Below are 19,879 nucleotides of genomic sequence, written 5' to 3'. Positions count from 1 at the left end.
CCGGTTTCTACGTTGCTTTTTCGGCAACGTAGAGGGGATAAAAGCACGTTTTCGCGGGCTACGTTGCCTTTTATGTAACTTAGAGCATTCAAGCAGCGCGTTTTCGCTGAATTCTGACTTCCACGTTGCCTTTTCGGCAACGTAGAGGGGATAAAAGCGCGTTTGCGCCGGCTACGTTGCTTTTTGTGCAACGTAGAGCATCGAAGCAGCGTGCTTTCTTCGAATTCCGGCTTCTACGTTGCTTTTTTGGCAATGTAGAGCGGATAACTGCGCGTTTGCGCCGGCTACGTTGCTTTTTGTGCAACGTAACTGCTCCGGCCGGCAGAACCTCGCTAAGAAAGGCTGCTGCCGATAACGATCATGAACAAGACTGCCGGGCGGCCCGAAGGCTGATCCGAAGCAGGCGTCTTTTGACGAGATAGAAGGATGGAAGATCTGAATCGCATCATGCGGGAAAAGGAGGGAACTCGACGACATGGAAAAAAGAACAAGCAGTGCAGGAACGAATCGGGCTTCATGGGAAACGCTGAAGCGGGAAATTATCGAAGCGGCGCCTTCGCTGGGCATCGACGATATCGGATTCGCCGCGGCCGATCCTTTTCTGTCGCTGCGGGTACGCTTGGAACAGCATCGCGCGAAAGGGTACGAATCGGGCTTCGAAGAGCCGGATCTGGACAAACGGACGTATCCCGCGCTGAGTCACGAAGATCCGCAGTCGCTGATCGCGATCGCGGTGGCTTATCCGTCGAAGCTGGAGAACGCGCCGAAATCGGAACCGGGACGCACCCGGGGCATGATGGCGCGCTCGGCTTGGGGCCGGGATTATCATCATGTGCTGCGCGAAGCGATGAAGCGGCTGATCGCTTTTATCCAAGAACGCGTGCCGTGGGCGAACGTGGTCGACATGGTCGATACCGGCGTGCTGTCGGACCGCGCGGTCGCGCATCGGGCGGGCATCGGGTTTCAAGGGAAAAACTGCATGATCATCTCGCCCAAATACGGCTCGTGGATCTATCTCGGCGAGCTGATCACCAATATTCCGTTCTCGCCGGACGAAGAAGTGCAGGAAGACTGCGGCGACTGCACGCGCTGCATCGACGCTTGCCCGACGGGCGCGTTGGTCGGCCCCGGCGAGCTGAACGCGCAGCGCTGCGTATCGTTCCTTACGCAGACCAAGGGGCTGCTGAGCGAAGAATTCATGATGAAGATCGGCAATCGGCTGTACGGCTGCGACACCTGCCAGATCGTCTGTCCGAAAAATAAAGGCAAGCATTGGCCGCATCACGATCAATTGCAGCCCGATCCGGAGAAAGCCAAGCCGCTGCTGCTGCCTCTGCTCGATCTGAGCAACCGGCAGTTCAAAGAGCAGTTCGGCGAGACGGCCGCCGCTTGGCGCGGCCGGGGACCGATCCAGCGCAACGCGGTCATCGCGCTGGGGAACTTCAAGGACGAGACGGCGCTGCCGAAGCTGGCCGAAGTGCTCGGCAGCGATCCGCGTCCGGTCATGCGCGGCACCGCCGCGTGGTCGATCGGCCGGATCGGCGGCTCCGCGGCCGAAGAAGCCCTGCTCGCCGCGCAGGCGCTGGAGCAGGATGCGGAAGTGCTCGAGCGCATCTCGCTCGCGCTGAGCGAAGCGCGCGAAGGCCGCAAGCCTCGTCCCGCGAAAGGCGATCCTTCGCGGCGAGGCCGGGTTTCCGAGCCGGATGTTCGGCTCGGCGGGGGCGGAGCGGATAGCGGCGCGGACATAGTCGCGCAGAGCGGAGCGCATAGCGGCGCGGACGTGGTCGCGCAGGGCGGAGCGGATGGAGCGGATAGCGGCGCGGACGCAGTCGCGCAGGGCGAAGCGTATAGCAGTGCGGACGCAGTCGCGCCGCCGCAAGGCGAAGCCGCGATTTTCGCGGCGGAGTCGACCGCGCGGACCGCTCAGGCAGGCGGAGCCGCGCTCGCCGTGGAAGTTCCGGCGCAGCAGGCCGGAGCTTCGCCGGCCCCGGTTACGGCCGAGCATCTCGTCTACGACGAGATGCAGTCGCCGATCGGGCCGTTGGTGCTGACAAAGAGCGGCAGCGGGCTCTGCCGGATCGACTTCGGCACGTTCGAAGCCGTCTCGGCGAAGCTGGCGCCGTGGGCGAAGCGCTGGTTCGAATCGGCGGAGATCGTCCGCCGTCCGGAGGCCATCAAGCCGTACAAGAAGCAGTTGTTCGAATATTTGACCGGCCGCCGGGAGACGTTCGATCTGCCGCTCGATCTGCGCGGCACGCCGTTCCAAGTCGAAGTCTGGCGCGCGCTGGAGAAGATCGGCTACGGCGAGACCGCCTCGTACAAACGAATCGCCGAAGCGGTCGGGCGTCCCGCCGCCGTGCGCGCGGTAGGCGGCGCCAACAACCGCAATCCGCTGCCGCTGATCCTGCCCTGCCACCGAGTCGTCGGCGCGGACGGGAAGCTGGTCGGTTACGCCGGAGGCGTGGAGGTCAAAGAGAAGCTGCTCGCGATCGAAGCCCGCGTACTGGGGAATCGCACTCTAACGGAACGAGACGACGCTTAGAAGCGTTTTTCAGCCTGATCGAAAAGCTAACGGAACGAGCGGGCGCTTAGAACGGAAAAAAGAGCCTTTTGCGTCCGATTTTCTCCTTTTTTTCGCGGCTAACGAATCGTGGTTCCGTTAGCGTCGAAAAGAGAGCCGAAACAGACGTCTAACGAATCGCCGTTCCGTTGCGGCGGCAGCGATTCCCGGCGAACGATTGCGGTTGAACGATTCCGCTCCGAAACTCATCCGAAATCGCAATCGTTCAGGCGCGGGGCAGCGCGAATCGCCGAATTCGACCTACCGGGCAGCGCAGCGCGGAGCATCGGCTCGGGCGGAGGTCACGACCGGCATATATCTTGTATCTTCATGCCGCGCGTCGACGGGAACGGATCGAACGGTCCGACGCGCCTTCGATCGGCCGCTCCGAGCACCTCGTTTCGCGCGCGTTTTTCGCCGGAATTATAAATTGCGGCAGCCGCCGCCTCGTGCTACACTTGATACGTGCGTCTTTGCGTTTTCTTATTCCGGCTTTACTTGAACGATGCGGCGGCGTTTCGTACGGCTCGCCCGTACAAGCGGCTTATTCGTTTCGGACGGTCGAAGCGGCGCAGTCGACGCGCATACACAGCAAAAAAACGTGGGGTGACATCAACGATGTGGTGGAATTACGTGATACCGATCGTCACATTGATCGTCGGTTTGGTCGGCGGGTTCTTTATCGGCGTGTATTATCTGCGCCGTCAGCTTACGAACATGCAGAACGACCCGGAAATGCTGCAAAAAATGGCCAAGCAGATGGGATATAACCTGAATGGCAAACAGATGCAGCAGGCGCAGCAAATGATGAAGAAAAACGGCGGCATGCCGGGCGGAATGCCCGGAGGCAAAGCGCCTAAAGGCAATGCGTATCCTCCCAACAAGCGGAGAAGATAAGCGCTCTCCGGGTTCTCGGATGAGCCCGGCACATGCGCCGAACGGATTCGGTTAACCGAAACTGTTCGGCGCATCAGGTAAGGAGGAACGGAACATGTCCGGCGTTAACGACTATACGAATAAGCAGGTTGGCGACAACCGCGAGCAGATCGAGCACCATATCGCCAAGATTTTGGAACTGATCGGCGAGGACCCGCAGCGGGAAGGGCTGTTGGAGACTCCGGCTCGCGTGACGCGGATGTACGAAGAGATCTTTGCCGGATACGGCGTCGATCCTCGGGAAGCGCTCGGCGTCACGTTCGACGAGCACCACGAAGAACTGGTTATCGTCAAAGATATCGTCTACTACAGCCAATGCGAACATCATATGGCTCCGTTCTTCGGCAAGATTCATATCGGATATATTCCGAACGGCCGGATCGCGGGCTTGAGCAAATTCGCGCGATTGGCCGAAGCGGTGACGCGGCGCTTGCAGGTGCAAGAACGCATCACGACGCAGATCGCCGATCTTTTGGTCGAAGTTCTCCAGCCCAAAGGCGTGATGGTCGTCGTCGAAGGCGAGCATCTGTGCATGTGCGCCCGCGGCGTCAAGAAGCCGGGCAGCAAGACCGTGACGACGGCGGTACGCGGCGTGCTCCGCAACGATGCCGCGCAGCGGGCGGAATGCCTCGCGCTGATCAAGAACTAAGAAGCTGACCGCCAATAAGTAGAGGCATCTCGGATTGGATTCGGTCAACTCGCTAGGACGTATACGCAATCTCCGAAAGGGGCGAGTCCGTTCGGACTCCCTTCGGGGAGACTGCGTACGCGGCCCTACGGCATACACCAGCAAGACGAACCTGTTCGGCCGTGAGCCGCTTTTTCGAGACGTTCCGTTCGCAAGACGGAGCGCTCGAAGACGCGTCTCGGCTCGGCGGGTTCTTTTTTCAGGCCTATAGATTTCGAAGAACCGGGAGGAGTGGATACCGATGAGAAAAACGACGATCGTTCTGGCTTTGATTCTGCTGCTCGCGCTCACGGCCTGCGGCAAGCCGGCATGGATCGGCCATCAGGAAGCAGCGCCGCTGGAAGGAACGGAGAACCTTTTCGATCTCAAAGCTTACGACGCGAACGAAAAGGTGACGCTGAACTGGAACGGCGAACAAGTGCCGGGCAAGTTCGAACGTCATCCGGAACTGCCGATCGGCGCTTATCTGCCCGAAGGGGCGAAGACGTTCAAGATGGGTAACGATACGGCATGGGGGTTCCAAGATCAGCAGATCTTTATGACGGTGACGACGAACTCGCTGATCGACGCTTCGTTGATGAGAGACCGTACCGAAGAATTGATGGGCTACCGGGAATATCGCGGCTCGATCAACGACGGGCGGATCGCGGACTTTTTCCAAGTGGAGCACGGGGGGAAGACTTACGTCGTCTCTTTCACTTATCTGGACAAAGCCAAAGCGCTGCCGCTGTTGATCGATATGGCGAAGAGTCTTCGCGCCGCGGAATGAAGCCGGAATTTCGACAGGATGAAACGATTTTTCGTCCTGTCTTTTTCGAATAAACAGTCGGGCGTTTCGCGTTCGGTCGAATGCGGAGCATAGGCTGCACAAATCGGCAAAGGGGCGGTAGCGAATGGCAAAGAACGGATCGGAGCGTCCGGGCACGGGCGAATCGGAACACCGGCATGACGACGGAGCGAACGGTGTCGGAGGACGAACGGCGGCCGATCGGCGGGAAGACCGGGATAACGCGCCGGGACGCGAAAAAGAAGCGCTATGGCCTTCCGGCATCCGCATCTGGGCGCCGCCGCTGGAGAGCATGCCGGAAGACGTGATGTTTCCGCTGGCTTGGGAAGAGATGATGTGCCGGCGGGTAGGCGAAGGAGAAGCGCCGATCATGCATATCTGGCGGCATCCTTACGCGCTGACGATCGGCATGAGAGACCGCAGGCTTCCGCGCGCTCCGCAGGCGATGGACAAGTTGAGGCGCGAAGGCTGTTCGGTCGCGGTGCGGGTATCGGGCGGGGCGGCCGTGCCGCTCGACGAAGGCGTGGTCAACGTCTCGATCATTCTGCCGAATCCGGACCGCAAGCTGGAGCTGCACGGAGACTTCGAACGCATGGTCTCGCTGATCGCCGGAGCGGCTTCGCCGTGGACGAGCGAAGCGAGAGCGGGCGAGATCGCCGGGGCTTTCTGTCCGGGCGATTACGACGTCAGCGTGAACGGCCGCAAGTTCTGCGGAATCGCGCAGCGGCGTCAGACCAAAGCGTATATCTTGACCGCTTTCGTGATCGCGGAAGGCAGCGGCGAAGAGCGGCGGCGCCTGGCGCGCGAATTCTACGACGAAGCCTCCGGCACGCTGCGGCCCGGCGAAGCCTACCCCGACGTGCGCGAAGGATCGATGGCGAGCTTGGACGAGCTGGCCGGCGTACCGTCGGCCGAAGCGTACATTTCTTCGCTGATGGATCGGATGATCGAACAAGCCGGAGCCGAAGTTCTGACGCAAGGCCCCGAGCTTCCGTTCGACGAGTTGGATCGTTTGTCCGATTCGCTCAAAGCCCGTTACGACCGGGATTAGCCGCAAGAGAAAAGCCGTTCCGAACTCCGCTCGAGCGGGTTTCGGAACGGCTTTTTCTGTTCGTGCGCAGAGAGCGCACCAAGAGCCGGATCAGAGAAACGGACCGCGAGGCGGATAGCCCCGCAGCCGTTCGGAACGCTTAAGGCGACGGCAGCGTGGCGCCTTCGCCCGATTCGCCTTGTTTGATCTCTTCTTGTTTCGCCAAACGGATATCGCCCAAGAAATTGGATACGCGGCGGAGATATTCGCGCGGGTGTTCGCGGAAGATCAGCTCGTGGTGCGAACCTTCGACGATCCAAGAGCGCGAGTTCGGATTGGTCTGATTGGCCGCCAACTGCTCGGCGATCTCGTACGGCGCTTTGGTATCCTCGGTGCCGTGGATAAAGAAGATCGGGATCGGGTAGTCTTCTTTTTCGACTTTCTGGTACGGAATCTGATTGAGGCTCGTTCCGTTCAGGATCGGGAACAGCATCTGGAGGATCTCCAGCGACGGATGGCGAGGCAGCGGGATGTTCTGCCGGATATTGTGGTACAGCGTGTCCGGTTGGAGCAGGAACGCGCTGTCCAAGATCATGGCATCGATGTCGTCGCTGACCAGCGCCGCTTGCAGCGCCGTGCCTCCGCCCATCGAGAAGCCCCAGACGACGACCTGCTCGGCGCCTTTTTGCTTGGCGTAATGGACGGCTCCCAGAAGCTGCTGCGTCTCTTTCTTGCCGCCCGTGGCGACTTCTTTGCTGCCGTGGGAAGCGAAGCCGTAATCGAACATGATCACGTTAAAGTTCAGCCGATGCGCGTAATTCGCGATATCGTACATCGGGATCCAGACCTCTTCGCGATTGGCTCCGTAGCCGTGACTGAGCACGATCGTTTTCTTCGAATCCGCATCTTCGGCCGGGATATACCAGCCCTGCATGGTGCGGCTTCCGTCAGCTGCGGGAAACGTGACGTCCTGATATTCCACGCCGATCGCCTGCTTCGGGTTCGAATACAGCGGCGCGACGGTAGGATTGGACAGTACCCAGGCGATATAAGCGTGCAGCGCGACAAAACAGAAAATCATAAAGAAAAGAATCGACAAAAACAAAGCCACGGCTATGTTACGCAACCGGCGACGGCCCGGCGAGATTTCCTTGACGTGGTCGTCCGCCTGCGGCGTTTCTTGCTGCCGGGACGGAGCGACGCTTTCGGAAACGGGATTCATCGCGGTCTCTCCTTGTTCTGTTATAGTCTAAACTCGAATTGTGTTGAAAAATGACGCTGTTTTATTTTATGGTATGCTCCCGAAGAAGCGAAGTCAAACCTGTTTCTTATATCGGCCGATCCGGTCGATCTGTGTACTTCGCGCGTGTTCGGCATGATGCGTTGTCCGTCCTGGACGGACTTTGCGTTTCGGTCGGCTTAAGCGAAGAAACTCTTTTTATTCACGGAAAGTTTCATAAAAATTATTTATGTTTCATTATATGAAACGTAAATATGCTATATTAGAAGCAGAAGAAACGATCCGCGAAGCGGCATCTCTTATATGTGTAACATGTCCGCTGCCGATTGAAACCCCAAAATGCCCATAGAGAACCGGAGAGAAGGTAGACGTGTATGGAAGACGGCAAATTAACGGTAAGGGCCGTCGAGCGTGCGCTCGATATATTGATGTGTTTTACCCGAAGCAACAGCTTGAGCCTGACGGAGATCGCGGGGCAGGTCGGCCTGCATAAGAGCACCGTGCACCGCTTGATGACGACGCTCGAAGAAAAAGGCTTCGTCAGTCGGGACGCGTCCACGGAGAAATACCGTCTCGGCATCAAAATCTGGGAGCTGTCCGCGCACTTGTCGAACACCGACGATCCGGCGCTGCTGCTGCTGCCGTCGATGGAGCGGCTGCGCGACGAGCTGGACGAGACGGTCAGCCTCTACGTGCGCGACGGGCGGGAACGCCTGCGGATTCAAGCCGTGCAGAGCACGCAGGCGATCCGCCGCGTCGCGCCGGTCGGCGCCCGGCTTCCGCTGTACGTCGGCGCTTCGAGCAAAGTGCTCGTCGCTTTCGCGAGCGAGCGGGAGCAGGAGTACATTCTGAGCGATCCGGTGTGGCCGGACACGTTCGGACGGACGGCGTTCCGCGATCAGCTGCGCGCCATCCGGGCCGCGGGTTACGCGATCAGCGTCGAAGAACGCGAGCAGGGCGCGACGTCCGTCGCGGCTCCCGTGTTCGATCGGCAGGGGAACTTGGCCGCGGCTCTGTCGGTGTCCGGCCCGCTCGCCCGACTGCCGGTGGAGAAGCTGGAGAGCTACGCGCCGCTGTTGATGGAACGGGCGCGGGAGATGAGTTTGATGATTCGGTAGATGCCTTATGTATGATTTTTGCTTAACAATGACGAATACAAAAGAGGCTGCGATGTTATTTTATTTGTTCAATGAGATTTACAACGGATTTTTAGCTTTGGAGGCTGTAGTAAAATTTTATATCTCTTTAGCTGTAGCTTTATTTTTCTTTCTTTATAAAACCTTCCTGAGTATGTATACAGAAGATGAAAAGCTTCGTCAAAATAATGATCTAAAATCCAAAGAAGTGGTATCCAAATTAGCCGCTGCAATGGCAGTGTACAAGTATAGTATTAAAGATACCGCTGCACAAGATAAAGTCGTCATGAGCATGGGAGATGCATTTCCTTATCTGGATTTTAAAATACGAGCAAAAATCCAAAAATATTACGTAAATAGAACCCCTTCTTCGCTGGACACGCTACAGAAGATTATTATGGTGGAAGCAGAAAAATTCGCGTCTCAAAATGAGAAACAAACAAGAATTGAACAGATTATGTATTTCGCTTCAAGAGTTATCAGGCCGCTTTTCGCAATAGTAATCGTGCTTGCAGTTCTGTCTGTAGTTGCAATTGGTGAAGAGGGTGTTCTAACTTCTAAAAACAAAGAGGAACTGAGCCTATTCTTCGTGAAATTTTTAAGTTGGTTGTTTTCCGGAATGATGTTAACTCTAAGTTTAGATTTTATATTTTCTGGGTTGCATGATCTTCGAGGAGATAAATTTATATTTTGGACTGGCATTTCTATAATGGTATTGGTGCCGTTATTATTTTTTATTCTACCTACTTCAATTTATTTACTTGTACCAATGGTTCAAGGAGGGATTATGGTCTTCTTGATTATAAGGAAAAAGTGACTCTAAAAATGACGGAATCTAATTGAGATTCCGTTTTTTTATTGAAATCGTTATTTATTTTCTTCTATCCCCCCTTGTAAATATTTTATAAACGCCCGCACCGGCGCGGAATAGATCGGCTCGTCCCGATAGGCGAGGCAGATCCGTCTGCGGTTGACGTAACCGGGCAGCGGACGGCGGACGAGTTCGCCCGCTTCGGTCTCGCGCAGCACGCTGCGCAGCGGCAGGACGGCAACGCTGTCGTTGCAGCGCAGCGTTTCTTTGATCGTCTCGATCGCGCCGAGTTCCATCGCCGAAGAGAAGGTCAGGCCGATCGCGTCGGCCCAGTCTTCGGTCAGGCGTCGGGATGTGGAGCCGGGTTCGTGCAGCAGGAAGGTCTCGCGGGCAAGACGTTCGGCGGACAGGTCGTTTTCGCGGACGAGCGGATGGCCGGGATTCATCACCAGCTGCAATTCGTCTTCGATCAGCGGCACGATCGTCAGGCCTTTCTCTTCGCCGTCCGGCAGCGAGACGACGGCCGCGTCGATCTCGTAGCCGCGCAGCATGGCGAGCGTGCCGCCCGCCTGCTTCACGGTAAGTTGAAGTTCGATATCGGGGTTCTGCCTGCGGAATTCGGCCAGATAAGGCGGCATGAAATACGTGGCCGGCGTGTAGCTGGCTCCCAGCCGCAGCCGCGCTTTCTCGAGGCCCGAGCGGGAACGCATCTGCCGCGAAGCTTCGTCCATCAGGGTCACGATGCGGCGGGCATACGGCAGCAGCTCTTCGGCCGCGCCCGTCGGGCGGAGCGTGCGCGCCTGTTTGCGGAACAATTCCACGCCCAGCTCCTCTTCCAGTTTATGCAGATGAAAGCTGACGGTGGGCTGCTTCAGCTCCAGCCGCTGCGCGGCCGCGCTTAACGTGCCGACCCGGCAGACCTCCAGAAATACTTTTAACTGCTGCACGTTCATGCCTGTCCCTCCCGCGTTCCGATTGACTGTCGAGCGTAGTATAGATTTTATCTTGGTCAAAAACAATATATATAGATAGATTTAATAAAACTCCCCGTTACCCTTTACGGCTTTCTTACAATGCGCTGATAAAGTGAAGTCAGAAACCAAACCAGACGGATACAGGGAGGCTCACTCATTCATGAAACTTTGGAAAACGAAATCGACGGCGGCGCTCGGGCTGCTGCTTCTGACGTTCACGACGGCCTGCGGAAACGGCAGCGGTCAACCGACGGCGCAGGCTTCGACGGACAGCGCGGCATCGAACAAAACGACTGCGACGGCGGCTTCGACGGAGACCGCTTCGACCGAAACGGCAGCCGACGCGAAACCTGCGGCAGGCGAAGAGATCACCGTCTACCTGAACGATTTCGACGCCGTCATCGGCGACATGTTCGAGAAAAAGACGGGCTACAAGCTGAACGTGGTCGTCGGCAACGGTGCGGAGATCATGTCGAGAGTGGAAGCGGAGAAAGGCAATCCGCAGTGGGACGTGCTGTGGATCGACTCGATGCCGTCCGTCAACGGTCTGGATCGCCAAGGCCAACTGCTGCAAGGCTGGACGCCGGACAACGCGGGCAAGCTCAAAGACCAATTCGAAGCGCAGGTGCCGGAAGACAAAGCGTATTATCCGACAGGCGCTCACGCGGCAGGGGTATTGGTCTACAACACCAAAGAAATCGCCGAAGCCGACGCCCCGAAATCGTGGGCGGACCTGACGAAAGACGTCTACAAAGACCGGATCGGCACGGCGGACCCGGCGATCGCCGCTCCGGCTTATCCGTTCGTTTCGTGGTTTTTCGAAAATAAAGGCATGGAAAGCGGCGAGCAGTATTTCGGCGATCTGATGAAAAACGGCATGCGCGTCTACCCGAAAAATCCGCAGGTCGCCCAAGCGCTGACTTCCGGCGAAGTGGACGTGGCGATGCTTCAGGAAACGAACGCCTACTCGCTGGTGAACGACGGCGAACCGGTGAAGATCGTCTGGCCGGCAGAAGGCGCGCCGGGTTCGGTGCGCGTGGCGGCGATTCAGAAAGACACGAAGCACGCGGCCGTCGCCAAAGAATTCGTCAATTTCCTGCTCGATCCGCAGGTGCAGCAGCAGTTGATCGACGAAGGGGACGAGAGCTACTTCGAACCTTCCGCGGAAGGCGCGAAAACGAAACCGGACCGCGAGCCGAACGCCAAACTCAACATCGCCGACGCCGCTTGGGCCAGCGAGCACGAAGCGGAGATCAAACAATGGTTCGCCGACCAGGCGATCCAGTAAGGGCAGCTTATGCTTCGACTGAATAGCAACCGGCTCGGCTGGGCGGTCACGATCGCTCTGGCCGTGCTGGTCCTGTTCCCGCTGGCGGCGGTCATCGTTCAGGTGCTGCTGCCCGGGATTTTCTTCGGCTCGTTGAATATCGGCGATCCCGGTCTGCTGCTGGATCTGTTCGAGCGTCCGCTGTGGCGCAAGTCTCTGGAAAATTCGCTGCTGCTCGGCGTCGGTACCGCCGTGCTGGGGACCCTGCTCGGCACGGTGCTGGCGATGGCGCGCATGCAGTGGAAGTTCCCCGGCGCAAGGCTGCTCGACGCCGCCGCTTGGGTACTGTTCATCATGCCGTCGTTCATTCTGGCGCAGGGCTGGATCATGTTCTCGACCGGCAGCGGCTTGGCGGCTTCGGTCTTGGGTTGGCATTGGGTATCGGGAGCGGTCTTTCAGCCGGCCGGCCTGATCGCGGTCATGACGCTGTGCAAATTTCCGCTGGCTTACCTGAGCGTCAAAGCGGCGATGGAATGGAAAGTCGAGATGCTGTCGGACGCGGCGAGATTATGCGGAGCGAGTCCGTTCAAAGTCTGGCGGACGGTGCAGGTCCCGCTGCTGCTGCCGGCGATCTTGTCGGGCATGGCGCTCGTCTTCATGGACGCGATCGGCGATTTCGGCCTGCCTTCGGCCGTCGCGGCCGTATACCGATTCCCGACGCTGCCGTATTCGATCTATTCCGCGATCTATACGTCGCCGATCCGTTTCGATATGGCCGGCGTGCTGTCGCTCTATCTGGTGCTGCTCATCGCGATCGCGATGCTGCTTCAGTTCTGGGTGCTGCGCCGCTCTCGTTACGACGTGCTGGGCGGCCGCGCGGTTCCGACCGAACCGAAGGCCGCCGGACGCCGCTTGACTTGGGCGCTTGGCGTCGGCAACGCGCTGCTGCTGCTGATCGTGATCGGCATTCCGATCGGATCGAGCGTCGTGATGTCGCTGCTCAAGCTTCAGACCGGAGGACTGACGGCTTCGAATCTGACGCTGGACAACTATGCGTCGCTGCTGTCCGAAAGCCATTCGCTGCTGCCGGGACTCGGCCGCTCGCTGCTGATCGCTTCTTGCGCCGCCGCGATCGGATTGATCGTGGGACTGGCCGCAAGCTTCGTGCTGTCGTATTCGCGTTTCCGGTTCAAAAGGGGAATCGAGACCGCTTCGCTGATCTCGTTCGCCGTTCCCGGCGTCGTGCTCGGCATCGGCTATATCTTCGTTTGGAATCAGCCGTGGTTGGAAAGTCTCGGCATCCGTTTGTACGGCAAACCCGGGATCCTCGTGTTGGCGGCGATCGCCGGCGCGATACCGGTCATCACCCGCGTAATGACCGGAGCGATGGCCAAAGTGCCGGAAAGCCTGCTCGACGCGGCCCAGATGCAGGGCGGATCGCTGATCAGCCGCATTCGGCATATTCTCGCGCCGCTGGTACGCGGAGCGCTGGTATCCGCCGGATTGGCCGCTTTCGGCGCATGCGTGTTCGATCTGGCCGTCAATTCGATCTTGTTTCCGCCGAATTTCGAGACGCTGCCGGTCGCGATCGACGACGCGTTCGAAGATCTGCGTTTCGGTTACGCGTCGGCCGCCACGGTGGCGGGCGGAGGTCTCGTCGTCGGCATCATGATGATCTTGGAACGGCTGTTCCGCAGAAAAGGAGCGAGCGTATGAGCGCGTTGAACGAACAATGGAACCGAAAAAACAAGCCGCGCGAAGAAAGCGGGCGGGCGGAAGGTCAACAGGAACAAGGGGCCGCGCCCAAACTGCTGGAGATTCAAGACGTGGTCAAGACCTACGGCAAGTTCCGGGCGCTCAAAGGCGTCTCGCTCGATCTGCGCGAAGGCGAAATCATCAGCGTGCTCGGTCCGTCGGGCTGCGGCAAATCGACGCTGCTCCAGCTCGTCGCCGGACTGGCCAAACCGGACGGCGGGCAGATTCTGCTGTCCGGGCGGAGCATCGCGTCCGCTTCGGGCATGGTGCCGCCGGAGAAACGCGGCGTCAACATGGTGTTCCAAGACTACGCGCTGTGGCCGCATATGAGCGTGTTCGACAATATCGCTTACGGCCTGAAGCAGAAGAAGATGGACAAACGCGCGATCCGCGCGAAAGTGGACGAAGCGCTGAATCTGCTGCGCCTCGGCGGGCTGGAAGACCGGCTGCCGCCTCAGCTGTCCGGCGGCCAGCAGCAGCGCGTGGCGATCGCCCGCGCGATCGTGACCGAACCGCGCCTGATGCTGCTCGACGAGCCGCTGTCCAATCTGGACATGCGGCTGCGGATCGAGATGCGCACGGAGATGGCCGTGCTGTTCCGGCGGCTGGGCATCAGCGTGTTCCACGTCACGCACGATCCCGAAGAAGCGTTCGCGATGGCCGATCGCCTGCTGATCATGCGCGAAGGCGCGGTGGATCAATTCGCGACGCCGGAAAAATGTTTCCGGCGTCCGGCCAGCCGCGAGGCGGCCTCGCTGCTCGGCGCGATCAATCGCCTCGAAGGGCACTTCGCGCGGGCGGCGGACGGCGGCCTTGCGCTGGTCACCGATGCCGGGACCGTGTCCGGCATCTACTGCGGCGAAGGCGAAGCGCCGCGCGAAGGCGAGCGCGGTGAGCTGCGCTTTCGCCCGGAGGAGCTGGTCGCGCAGGCCGGCGACGCCGCAGGCAGAAGCGGCGCCGGCATCGGCGGCGCGCGCGGCGGCTCCGGCGCGGCCGCCGCACGCGGAACGATGTCCTTCCGCGTCGTGCACGGCACGTTCGAAGGCACGCGCTGGCGTTCGCTCGCCGAGACGGCGGGCGGAGGCCGGGCGTACCTGCTGCATGCTTCGCCCGTAACGCCGGGCGAAGAGGTCGAACTGGCGCTGCCGCGCGAGGCGGCGCTGCTGTACCGGGCCTAGAGCGCAGGCCCGTCGCGCTGCAATCCAGACAAGAAAGGCGGTGGAGCGCCATGAAGCTTTCCGATCTGCCCGCGACTCCCGCCCGGCCGTTCGAACGGCTGCTGGCCGTGTCCGATATTCACGGGCACGGCGAAGGACTGGACCTCCTGCTGCGGGAGGCCGCATACGATCCGTCCCGGGATCAATTGATTCTGGGCGGCGATTATATCGACACCGATCCGGCCACTTGGAGCCTCCTCGGCCGGATCGCCGAATTGACGGCGGGAGGGGCGATCGCCCTGCCCGGCAATCACGATTTGAAGCTGCTGGCGCTGCCGCCCGCCGTGCGGCGTCCGGCCGAAGCTCGGCTCGGTTGGCTGCGGGAACTGCCGCACTGCGCGGAAGCCGGCGGCTTCCTGTTCGTGCACGCCGGCTTCCGTCCCGGCGTGCCGCTGGAGCGGCAGACGCTGCGCGACGTCACCGAGATCCGCGAAGAATTCTGGTACGCGGGCGAAGCGGACTTCGCCGGAACGGGAATCGGCGGCCGAACGATCGTGTTCGGCCATACGCCGACCTTCAAGCTGGGCGCCGCGCCCGGCTCGGTCTGGCACGGCGAACGTCGCCTCGCGATCGACACCGGTGCCAAACACGGTCTGCGTTTGACGCTGCTCGACCTGACGAACGGCATCGCGTATTCGTGCTCGACCGCTCCCGGCCGGCTGTACGGGGATTTGCGCCGCCGTAGGCTTGACGTGTCCGCAAGCGGCGAGCGGCAAGCAGGCACGGGAGCGGCGGAAACCGCGCTCTCGGAATCGTAAAGCGTCCTTACTCAAACCTCCGAAGGGGCGACTCGGCAAAGTCTTTTGCGTCGAATCGAGGTCGTCGGAGCGTAACGGAACACAGATCCGTTACAGCCGCGTTTCGCCTCTTGTCGTATCGCTAACGCAACCTCATTCCGTTAGCGATACAACAAAGGACAAAAACCTGATAAAATCGCTATTTTTATCGTCTAAGCGTTCGCTCGTTCCGTTAGATTTTCGATAAGGCCGAAAATCCGTTTTAAGCGTCTCCTCGTTCCGTTAGCGCCGGAGCAAGATAACCAAAGCGACCGCTTTTTGCTTTTTTCGGCTAAAGCTTCTATGATGAGAAATCATGGATGACAATCATCCCGATCCTAAGCGGAAAGGCGGACATCGAACATGGAATTAACGTTCCCGAAAGTGGAGACGCACGAAGACATCGCGGAGGTCGCCATGCTGGCGGCCGCGATCTGGGGAGAATATTATGTCGCTCTGATCGGCCGCGATCAGGTCGATTACATGGTGGAGAAATATCAATCGCTCCCGGCGATTACCGCCCAGATCGGGCATCAAGGTTATGAATATTATTTGCTGCGCCGAGGCAGCGAGACGGTCGGCTATATGGGCATCAAGCAGGAAGACGGCCGGCTGTTCCTGAGCAAGCTGTATATCGACAAGCGGCACCGTGGCAAAGGATACGCCAGCCATGCGAACGCGTTTCTGGAACGGCTGTGCGCCGACCGCGGTTTGGACCGGATCTGGTTGACGGTGAACCGCGACAATGCTTCGAGCATCGCCGTGTACGAGAAAAAAGGATTCCGCAAGGTGCGCGAACAAGTCGCCGATATCGGGAACGGATACGTGATGGACGATTTCGTGATGGAAAAAGAAATCCCGGTTCCGGCGGAGTAAGCTTCGGTTTGCCGAAAGAAGATCAGGGAATGCGATCGCGCGCTCATGCGACAGATCGCAAACGCGCGAAAAAGCGGCAGGATATCGAGGAAGGTTCCTCGCTCCTGCCGCTTTTTGACGTACGCAATCATCGTCGTTGCCGCACGCTTAGGCGGCTGACTTCGCAGAAGCCGACAGCGCGCGGCTGCGAGGTTCGGAGATCCGGAAGCCGCTCTCCGATCGTGATCCCCGGCCGCCTTACAGATCCATCGACAACCGGATCATGTCGCGGCAGCGGATGCCGTTCTCGTAGATCGGCTCGTCGTAATGCCGAACGAAGAAGTCCAAGTCCACGCCGACGATCCGGAAGCCGCATTTCTGGTACAGCGCCAGTTGGCCGACGCTGGAATTGCCCGTACCGACTTCGAGCGTGCGATAGCGGGCTTCGCGCGCCGATTCGACGGCGTGCAGCACCAGCTTTTTGCCGATGCCGCGGCCGTGGTAGTTCTCGTCTACGGCGACGTTCACCAGTTCCGCCGTTTCGGGTCGGGTCGGCAGCAGCACATAGACGCCGAGAATCTTCTTGTCCGACTCGGCGACGAAACAGCTTCCGCGGCGCGCGTAATCTTCCACGAGCGCGCGGGACGGATCGGCGAGCAGCAGCAGATCGATCGGCCGTTCTTCCGGATCGGAAAGGGGACGGATCTCCAAATGTTCATAGGACGGAGCAGCGGGCATGCGAAGTCCTCCTTATCGATGAATGTAGGTAAATCGACGCAAACGCAAACGCAAAGATCGAGCGGCAGGTCCTGCAAAACGCGTATAAAGCCTATTGTAGCGCAGAAAAACGGCAGAATCGAGCTTCGAGCTCCCGCGTTTCCGAGCACGCAAAAACGCTCCATCCGCCGAGAAGACGAGATGGAGCGTTTTTTATTCAACAAAGTCGATCAAACGAAGCCTCAGCCTTTCGAAGAAAGGCACTTCGAAAGCATAAGCCTCAGCCTTTCGAAGAAAGGCGCTTCGGAAGCCTAAAACTTAGCCTTGTTTCGGCTCGCTGCTTCCGGACTTCATCATCTGACGCAGTACCGTTTGCAGGATACCGCCGTTGTAGTAGTAGTCGATATCGACCATGCTGTCGAGACGGGCGATCGCGTTGAACTCGAACTTCGTTCCGTCTTCGCGCGTGACGGCAACGGTCAATTTCTGACCCGGTTTCACGTCGTTGCTCAGGCCGAGAATATCGAAAGTCTCGCGTCCGTCGAGGCCGAGGGATTTCCAACTCGAACCTTCCTCGAATTGCAGAGGCAGAACGCCCATGCCGACGAGGTTGCTGCGGTGAATCCGTTCGAAGCTTTCGGCGATGACGGCTTTGACGCCCAGCAGCATCGTGCCTTTGGCCGCCCAGTCGCGGGAGCTGCCCGTACCGTATTCTTTGCCGGCGATAACGACCAGGTTCTGGCCTTCGTCTTGATACTTCATCGAAGCATCGTAGATGGACATCACTTCGTCGGTCGGCAGATATTTGGTCACGCCGCCTTCCGTGCCCGGAGCCACTTGGTTGCGAATCCGGATATTGGCGAACGTGCCGCGCATCATGACTTCGTGGTTACCGCGGCGCGAGCCGTAGGAGTTGAAGTCTTTGCGTTCCACGCCGTGCTCGGCGAGATACAGTCCGGCCGGGCTCTTAGGCGCGATGTTGCCCGCAGGCGAGATGTGGTCGGTCGTAACCGAATCGCCCATGAGCGCCAGCGCGCGAGCTTGTTTGATATCCGCGAGGTCTTTGAGACCCTCGTTCAGATGACGGAAGAACGGAGGGTTCTGGATGTACGTGGAGTTCGAATCCCACTCGTACAGTTCGCCTTCCGGCACTTCGATCTGGTTCCAACGTTCGTTGGCGGTGAAGACGTTGGCGTATTTCAGGCGGAACATTTCCGGCGTGATCGCCATCGCGACCGCGTCGCGGATCTCCTGCGAAGTCGGCCAGATGTCTTTGAGGAAGACCGGCTCGCCTTGTTGGTCGTAACCGAGCGGTTCCGTCGCCATATCGATGTTCACCGTGCCGGCCAGCGCGTAAGCGACGACGAGCGGCGGCGAAGCCAGATAGTTCATTTTGACCTGCGCGTGCACGCGGCCTTCGAAGTTCCGGTTGCCGGACAGTACGCCCGCGACCGTCATATCGTTATCCGTGATGACTTGAGCGACTTCGTCCGGCAGCGGGCCGGAGTTGCCGATGCAGGTCGCGCAGCCGTAACCGGCCACGTAGAAGCCGAGCTTCTCGAGCGGTTCCATCAGGCCGGCTTTGTACAGATAGTCCGTAACGATCAGGGAACCCGGCGTCAAGCTGGTCTTGACGTATTCCGGACGGGTCAAGCCGCGTTCGACGGCTTTCTTCGCGAGCAGGCCCGCGCCCAGCATGACGCTCGGGTTGGACGTGTTCGTGCAGCTCGTGATCGCCGCGATCACGACGGCGCCGGCGCTCATCTCGCTGGTCTTGCCGTTCTTGTGGTTGACCGTGACTTTCTCCGCGATCTTCTCGTCGCTCAGGCCGTAACCGCCTTTGTCGACCGGCGTGCGCACGATGCCTTCGAAGTTGCTCTTCATGTTCGTCAGCTCGATACGGTCCTGCGGACGCTTAGGTCCCGCCAAGCTCGGCACGACCGAACCCAGATCCAGTTCGATGACGTCGCTGAAGTCCGGATCGGCCATATCGTCCGTACGGAACATGCCTTGCGCGCGGTAGTACTGCTCGACCAGCTCGATCTGCTCGTCGGCGCGTCCCGTGTTGCGCAGGTAAGTCAGCGTCTCGGAGTCGACCGGGAAGAAGCCCACCGTCGCGCCGTATTCCGGCGCCATGTTGGCGACCGTCGCGCGGTCGGCCAGACCGATGTTGCTCAGGCCCGGACCGTAGAACTCGACGAATTTGCCGACGACGCCTTTTTTGCGCAGCATTTCGGTAACGGTCAGCGCAAGGTCGGTCGCCGTCGCGCCTTCCGCGAGGCTGCCCGTCAGTTTGAAGCCGATGACGTCAGGCGTGACGAAGTAGAGCGGTTGGCCGAGCATGCCGGCTTCCGCTTCGATGCCGCCTACGCCCCAACCGACGACGCCAAGACCGTTGATCATGGTCGTATGGGAGTCCGTGCCCACGAGGGAATCCGGGAAGACGTAAGTTTCGCCGTCGATGACTTTGGTCGCCGCTACGGAAGCGAGGTACTCCAAGTTAACTTGGTGCACGATGCCCGTGGAAGGCGGAACGGCGCGGAAGTTATCGAATGCCGTTTGCGCCCAGCGCAGGAAACGGTAACGTTCTTCGTTGCGTTCGAATTCGAGATTGATATTGAAATCCAGCGCGTCTTCCGTGCCGAACGCGTCGACCATGACGGAGTGGTCGATGACGAGATCGACCGGAACGAGCGGATTGATTTGTTTCGGGTCGCCGCCGCTTTGCTTCACGGTATCGCGCATAGCCGCCAGATCGACGACGACCGGCACGCCGGTGAAGTCCTGAAGTACGATACGCGCCGGAATGAACGGAATTTCCTTATTGGCATCGCGATCGACGTTCCAACGAGCGATCTGGTTGACGTGTTCTTCGGTAATCGCGCGTCCGTCGAATTGGCGAACGGCCGCTTCGAGCAGAACGCGGATCGAGAACGGAAGCTTCGAGATGCTGCCGAGTCCTTGTTCTTCCAGTGCCTTCAGGCTGTAATAACGGTAAGACTTGCCGCCGGATTCGAGCGTGCGGGCGGCGGAGAATTGATCGGACAAAGCCATGAGTGTACCTCCTCGGAAATGGGATGAAGCAGTTGCGCGGCCGCGTTCGGATAACGGACGCGGCGACGCTGCGACG

At 59.3% G+C, this 19,879-nt stretch carries 16 protein-coding genes; 12 read left to right on the top strand and 4 right to left on the bottom strand.

What is annotated here, in order from left to right; all coding sequences use genetic code 11:
- Nucleotides 1–475 precede the first annotated feature (475 nt).
- The 5 genes from queG (at nt 476) to CDO73_RS21135 (ending at nt 6,022) form a co-directional block, all read left to right on the top strand.
- Entirely contained in the window at nt 476–2,542 is a 2,067-nt protein-coding gene (gene queG / locus CDO73_RS21160; protein ID WP_088490519.1) for a tRNA epoxyqueuosine(34) reductase QueG, read from the top strand.
- Nucleotides 2,543–3,178: 636 nt separating this feature from the next.
- Nucleotides 3,179–3,457, top strand: a complete 279-nt coding sequence (locus CDO73_RS21150; RefSeq protein WP_088490517.1) for a YneF family protein — start codon at nt 3,179–3,181, stop codon at nt 3,455–3,457.
- Between the two features lie 94 nt (nt 3,458–3,551).
- Nucleotides 3,552–4,145, top strand: a complete 594-nt coding sequence (gene folE / locus CDO73_RS21145) for a GTP cyclohydrolase I FolE (RefSeq protein ID WP_088490516.1) — start codon at nt 3,552–3,554, stop codon at nt 4,143–4,145.
- Between the two features lie 280 nt (nt 4,146–4,425).
- Nucleotides 4,426–4,953, top strand: a complete 528-nt coding sequence (locus CDO73_RS21140; RefSeq protein ID WP_088490515.1) for a hypothetical protein — start codon at nt 4,426–4,428, stop codon at nt 4,951–4,953.
- 124 nt (nt 4,954–5,077) lie between these two features.
- Nucleotides 5,078–6,022 carry a lipoate--protein ligase family protein gene (locus CDO73_RS21135; RefSeq protein WP_256972796.1) on the top strand — a complete coding sequence of 315 codons (945 nt, stop codon included), beginning with the start codon at nt 5,078–5,080 and terminating at the stop codon, nt 6,020–6,022.
- Nucleotides 6,023–6,161: 139 nt separating this feature from the next.
- Here the strand turns inward: CDO73_RS21135 and CDO73_RS21130 are convergent, their stop codons facing one another.
- Nucleotides 6,162–7,223: an alpha/beta hydrolase gene (locus CDO73_RS21130; RefSeq protein WP_088490514.1), complete on the bottom strand. Its 1,062-nt coding sequence runs from the start codon at nt 7,221–7,223 to the stop codon at nt 6,162–6,164.
- A 392-nt stretch (nt 7,224–7,615) separates the two neighbouring features.
- On the opposite strand from CDO73_RS21130, the gene CDO73_RS21125 reads away from it, so the two are divergent.
- Together CDO73_RS21125 and CDO73_RS21120 are read left to right on the top strand one after the other, a co-directional pair.
- Nucleotides 7,616–8,359 carry an IclR family transcriptional regulator gene (locus CDO73_RS21125; RefSeq protein ID WP_088490513.1) on the top strand — a complete coding sequence of 248 codons (744 nt, stop codon included), beginning with the start codon at nt 7,616–7,618 and terminating at the stop codon, nt 8,357–8,359.
- A gap of 52 nt (nt 8,360–8,411) precedes the next feature.
- Nucleotides 8,412–9,194, top strand: coding sequence for a hypothetical protein (locus CDO73_RS21120; RefSeq protein ID WP_088490512.1), 783 nt, complete (start codon nt 8,412–8,414; stop codon nt 9,192–9,194).
- A gap of 50 nt (nt 9,195–9,244) precedes the next feature.
- On the opposite strand, the gene CDO73_RS21115 is transcribed toward CDO73_RS21120, so the two are convergent.
- A complete protein-coding gene (locus tag CDO73_RS21115) occupies nt 9,245–10,141 on the bottom strand; it encodes a LysR family transcriptional regulator (RefSeq protein ID WP_088490511.1) in 897 nt (298 codons plus the stop codon).
- Between the two features lie 181 nt (nt 10,142–10,322).
- Here CDO73_RS21115 and CDO73_RS21110 point away from each other — a divergent pair, with 181 nt between their 5' ends.
- From CDO73_RS21110 to CDO73_RS21090, 5 genes are all read left to right on the top strand, one after another.
- Nucleotides 10,323–11,450 (top strand): extracellular solute-binding protein, encoded by a 1,128-nt coding sequence (locus tag CDO73_RS21110; protein ID WP_088490510.1) that lies wholly within the window; start codon nt 10,323–10,325, stop codon nt 11,448–11,450.
- Between the two features lie 9 nt (nt 11,451–11,459).
- Complete coding sequence (locus CDO73_RS21105; protein WP_088490509.1) at nt 11,460–13,145, top strand: ABC transporter permease; 1,686 nt, start codon at nt 11,460–11,462, stop codon at nt 13,143–13,145.
- Nucleotides 13,142–14,362: an ABC transporter ATP-binding protein gene (locus CDO73_RS21100; RefSeq protein WP_088490508.1), complete on the top strand. Its 1,221-nt coding sequence runs from the start codon at nt 13,142–13,144 to the stop codon at nt 14,360–14,362. The genes CDO73_RS21105 and CDO73_RS21100 overlap by 4 nt, the downstream gene beginning before the upstream one ends.
- A gap of 50 nt (nt 14,363–14,412) precedes the next feature.
- Nucleotides 14,413–15,159, top strand: coding sequence for a metallophosphoesterase (locus CDO73_RS21095; RefSeq protein ID WP_088490507.1), 747 nt, complete (start codon nt 14,413–14,415; stop codon nt 15,157–15,159).
- Between the two features lie 381 nt (nt 15,160–15,540).
- Nucleotides 15,541–16,053 carry a GNAT family N-acetyltransferase gene (locus CDO73_RS21090; protein ID WP_088490506.1) on the top strand — a complete coding sequence of 171 codons (513 nt, stop codon included), beginning with the start codon at nt 15,541–15,543 and terminating at the stop codon, nt 16,051–16,053.
- A gap of 237 nt (nt 16,054–16,290) precedes the next feature.
- On the opposite strand, the gene CDO73_RS21085 is transcribed toward CDO73_RS21090, so the two are convergent.
- Together CDO73_RS21085 and acnA are read right to left on the bottom strand one after the other, a co-directional pair.
- A complete protein-coding gene (locus CDO73_RS21085) occupies nt 16,291–16,743 on the bottom strand; it encodes a GNAT family N-acetyltransferase (RefSeq protein ID WP_373446996.1) in 453 nt (150 codons plus the stop codon).
- Between the two features lie 324 nt (nt 16,744–17,067).
- The gene (acnA, locus tag CDO73_RS21075) at nt 17,068–19,803 is read right to left on the bottom strand and encodes an aconitate hydratase AcnA (protein WP_088490503.1); all 2,736 of its coding nucleotides are present in this window, start codon (nt 19,801–19,803) and stop codon (nt 17,068–17,070) included.
- Nucleotides 19,804–19,879: the final 76 nt, after the last annotated feature.

This window comes from Saccharibacillus sp. O23, assembly GCF_002205895.1.
Lineage (GTDB): Bacteria > Bacillota > Bacilli > Paenibacillales > Paenibacillaceae > Saccharibacillus.
The sequence above is the reverse complement of the archived record's forward strand: the minus strand, read 5'-3'. Positions and strand labels throughout refer to the sequence as shown.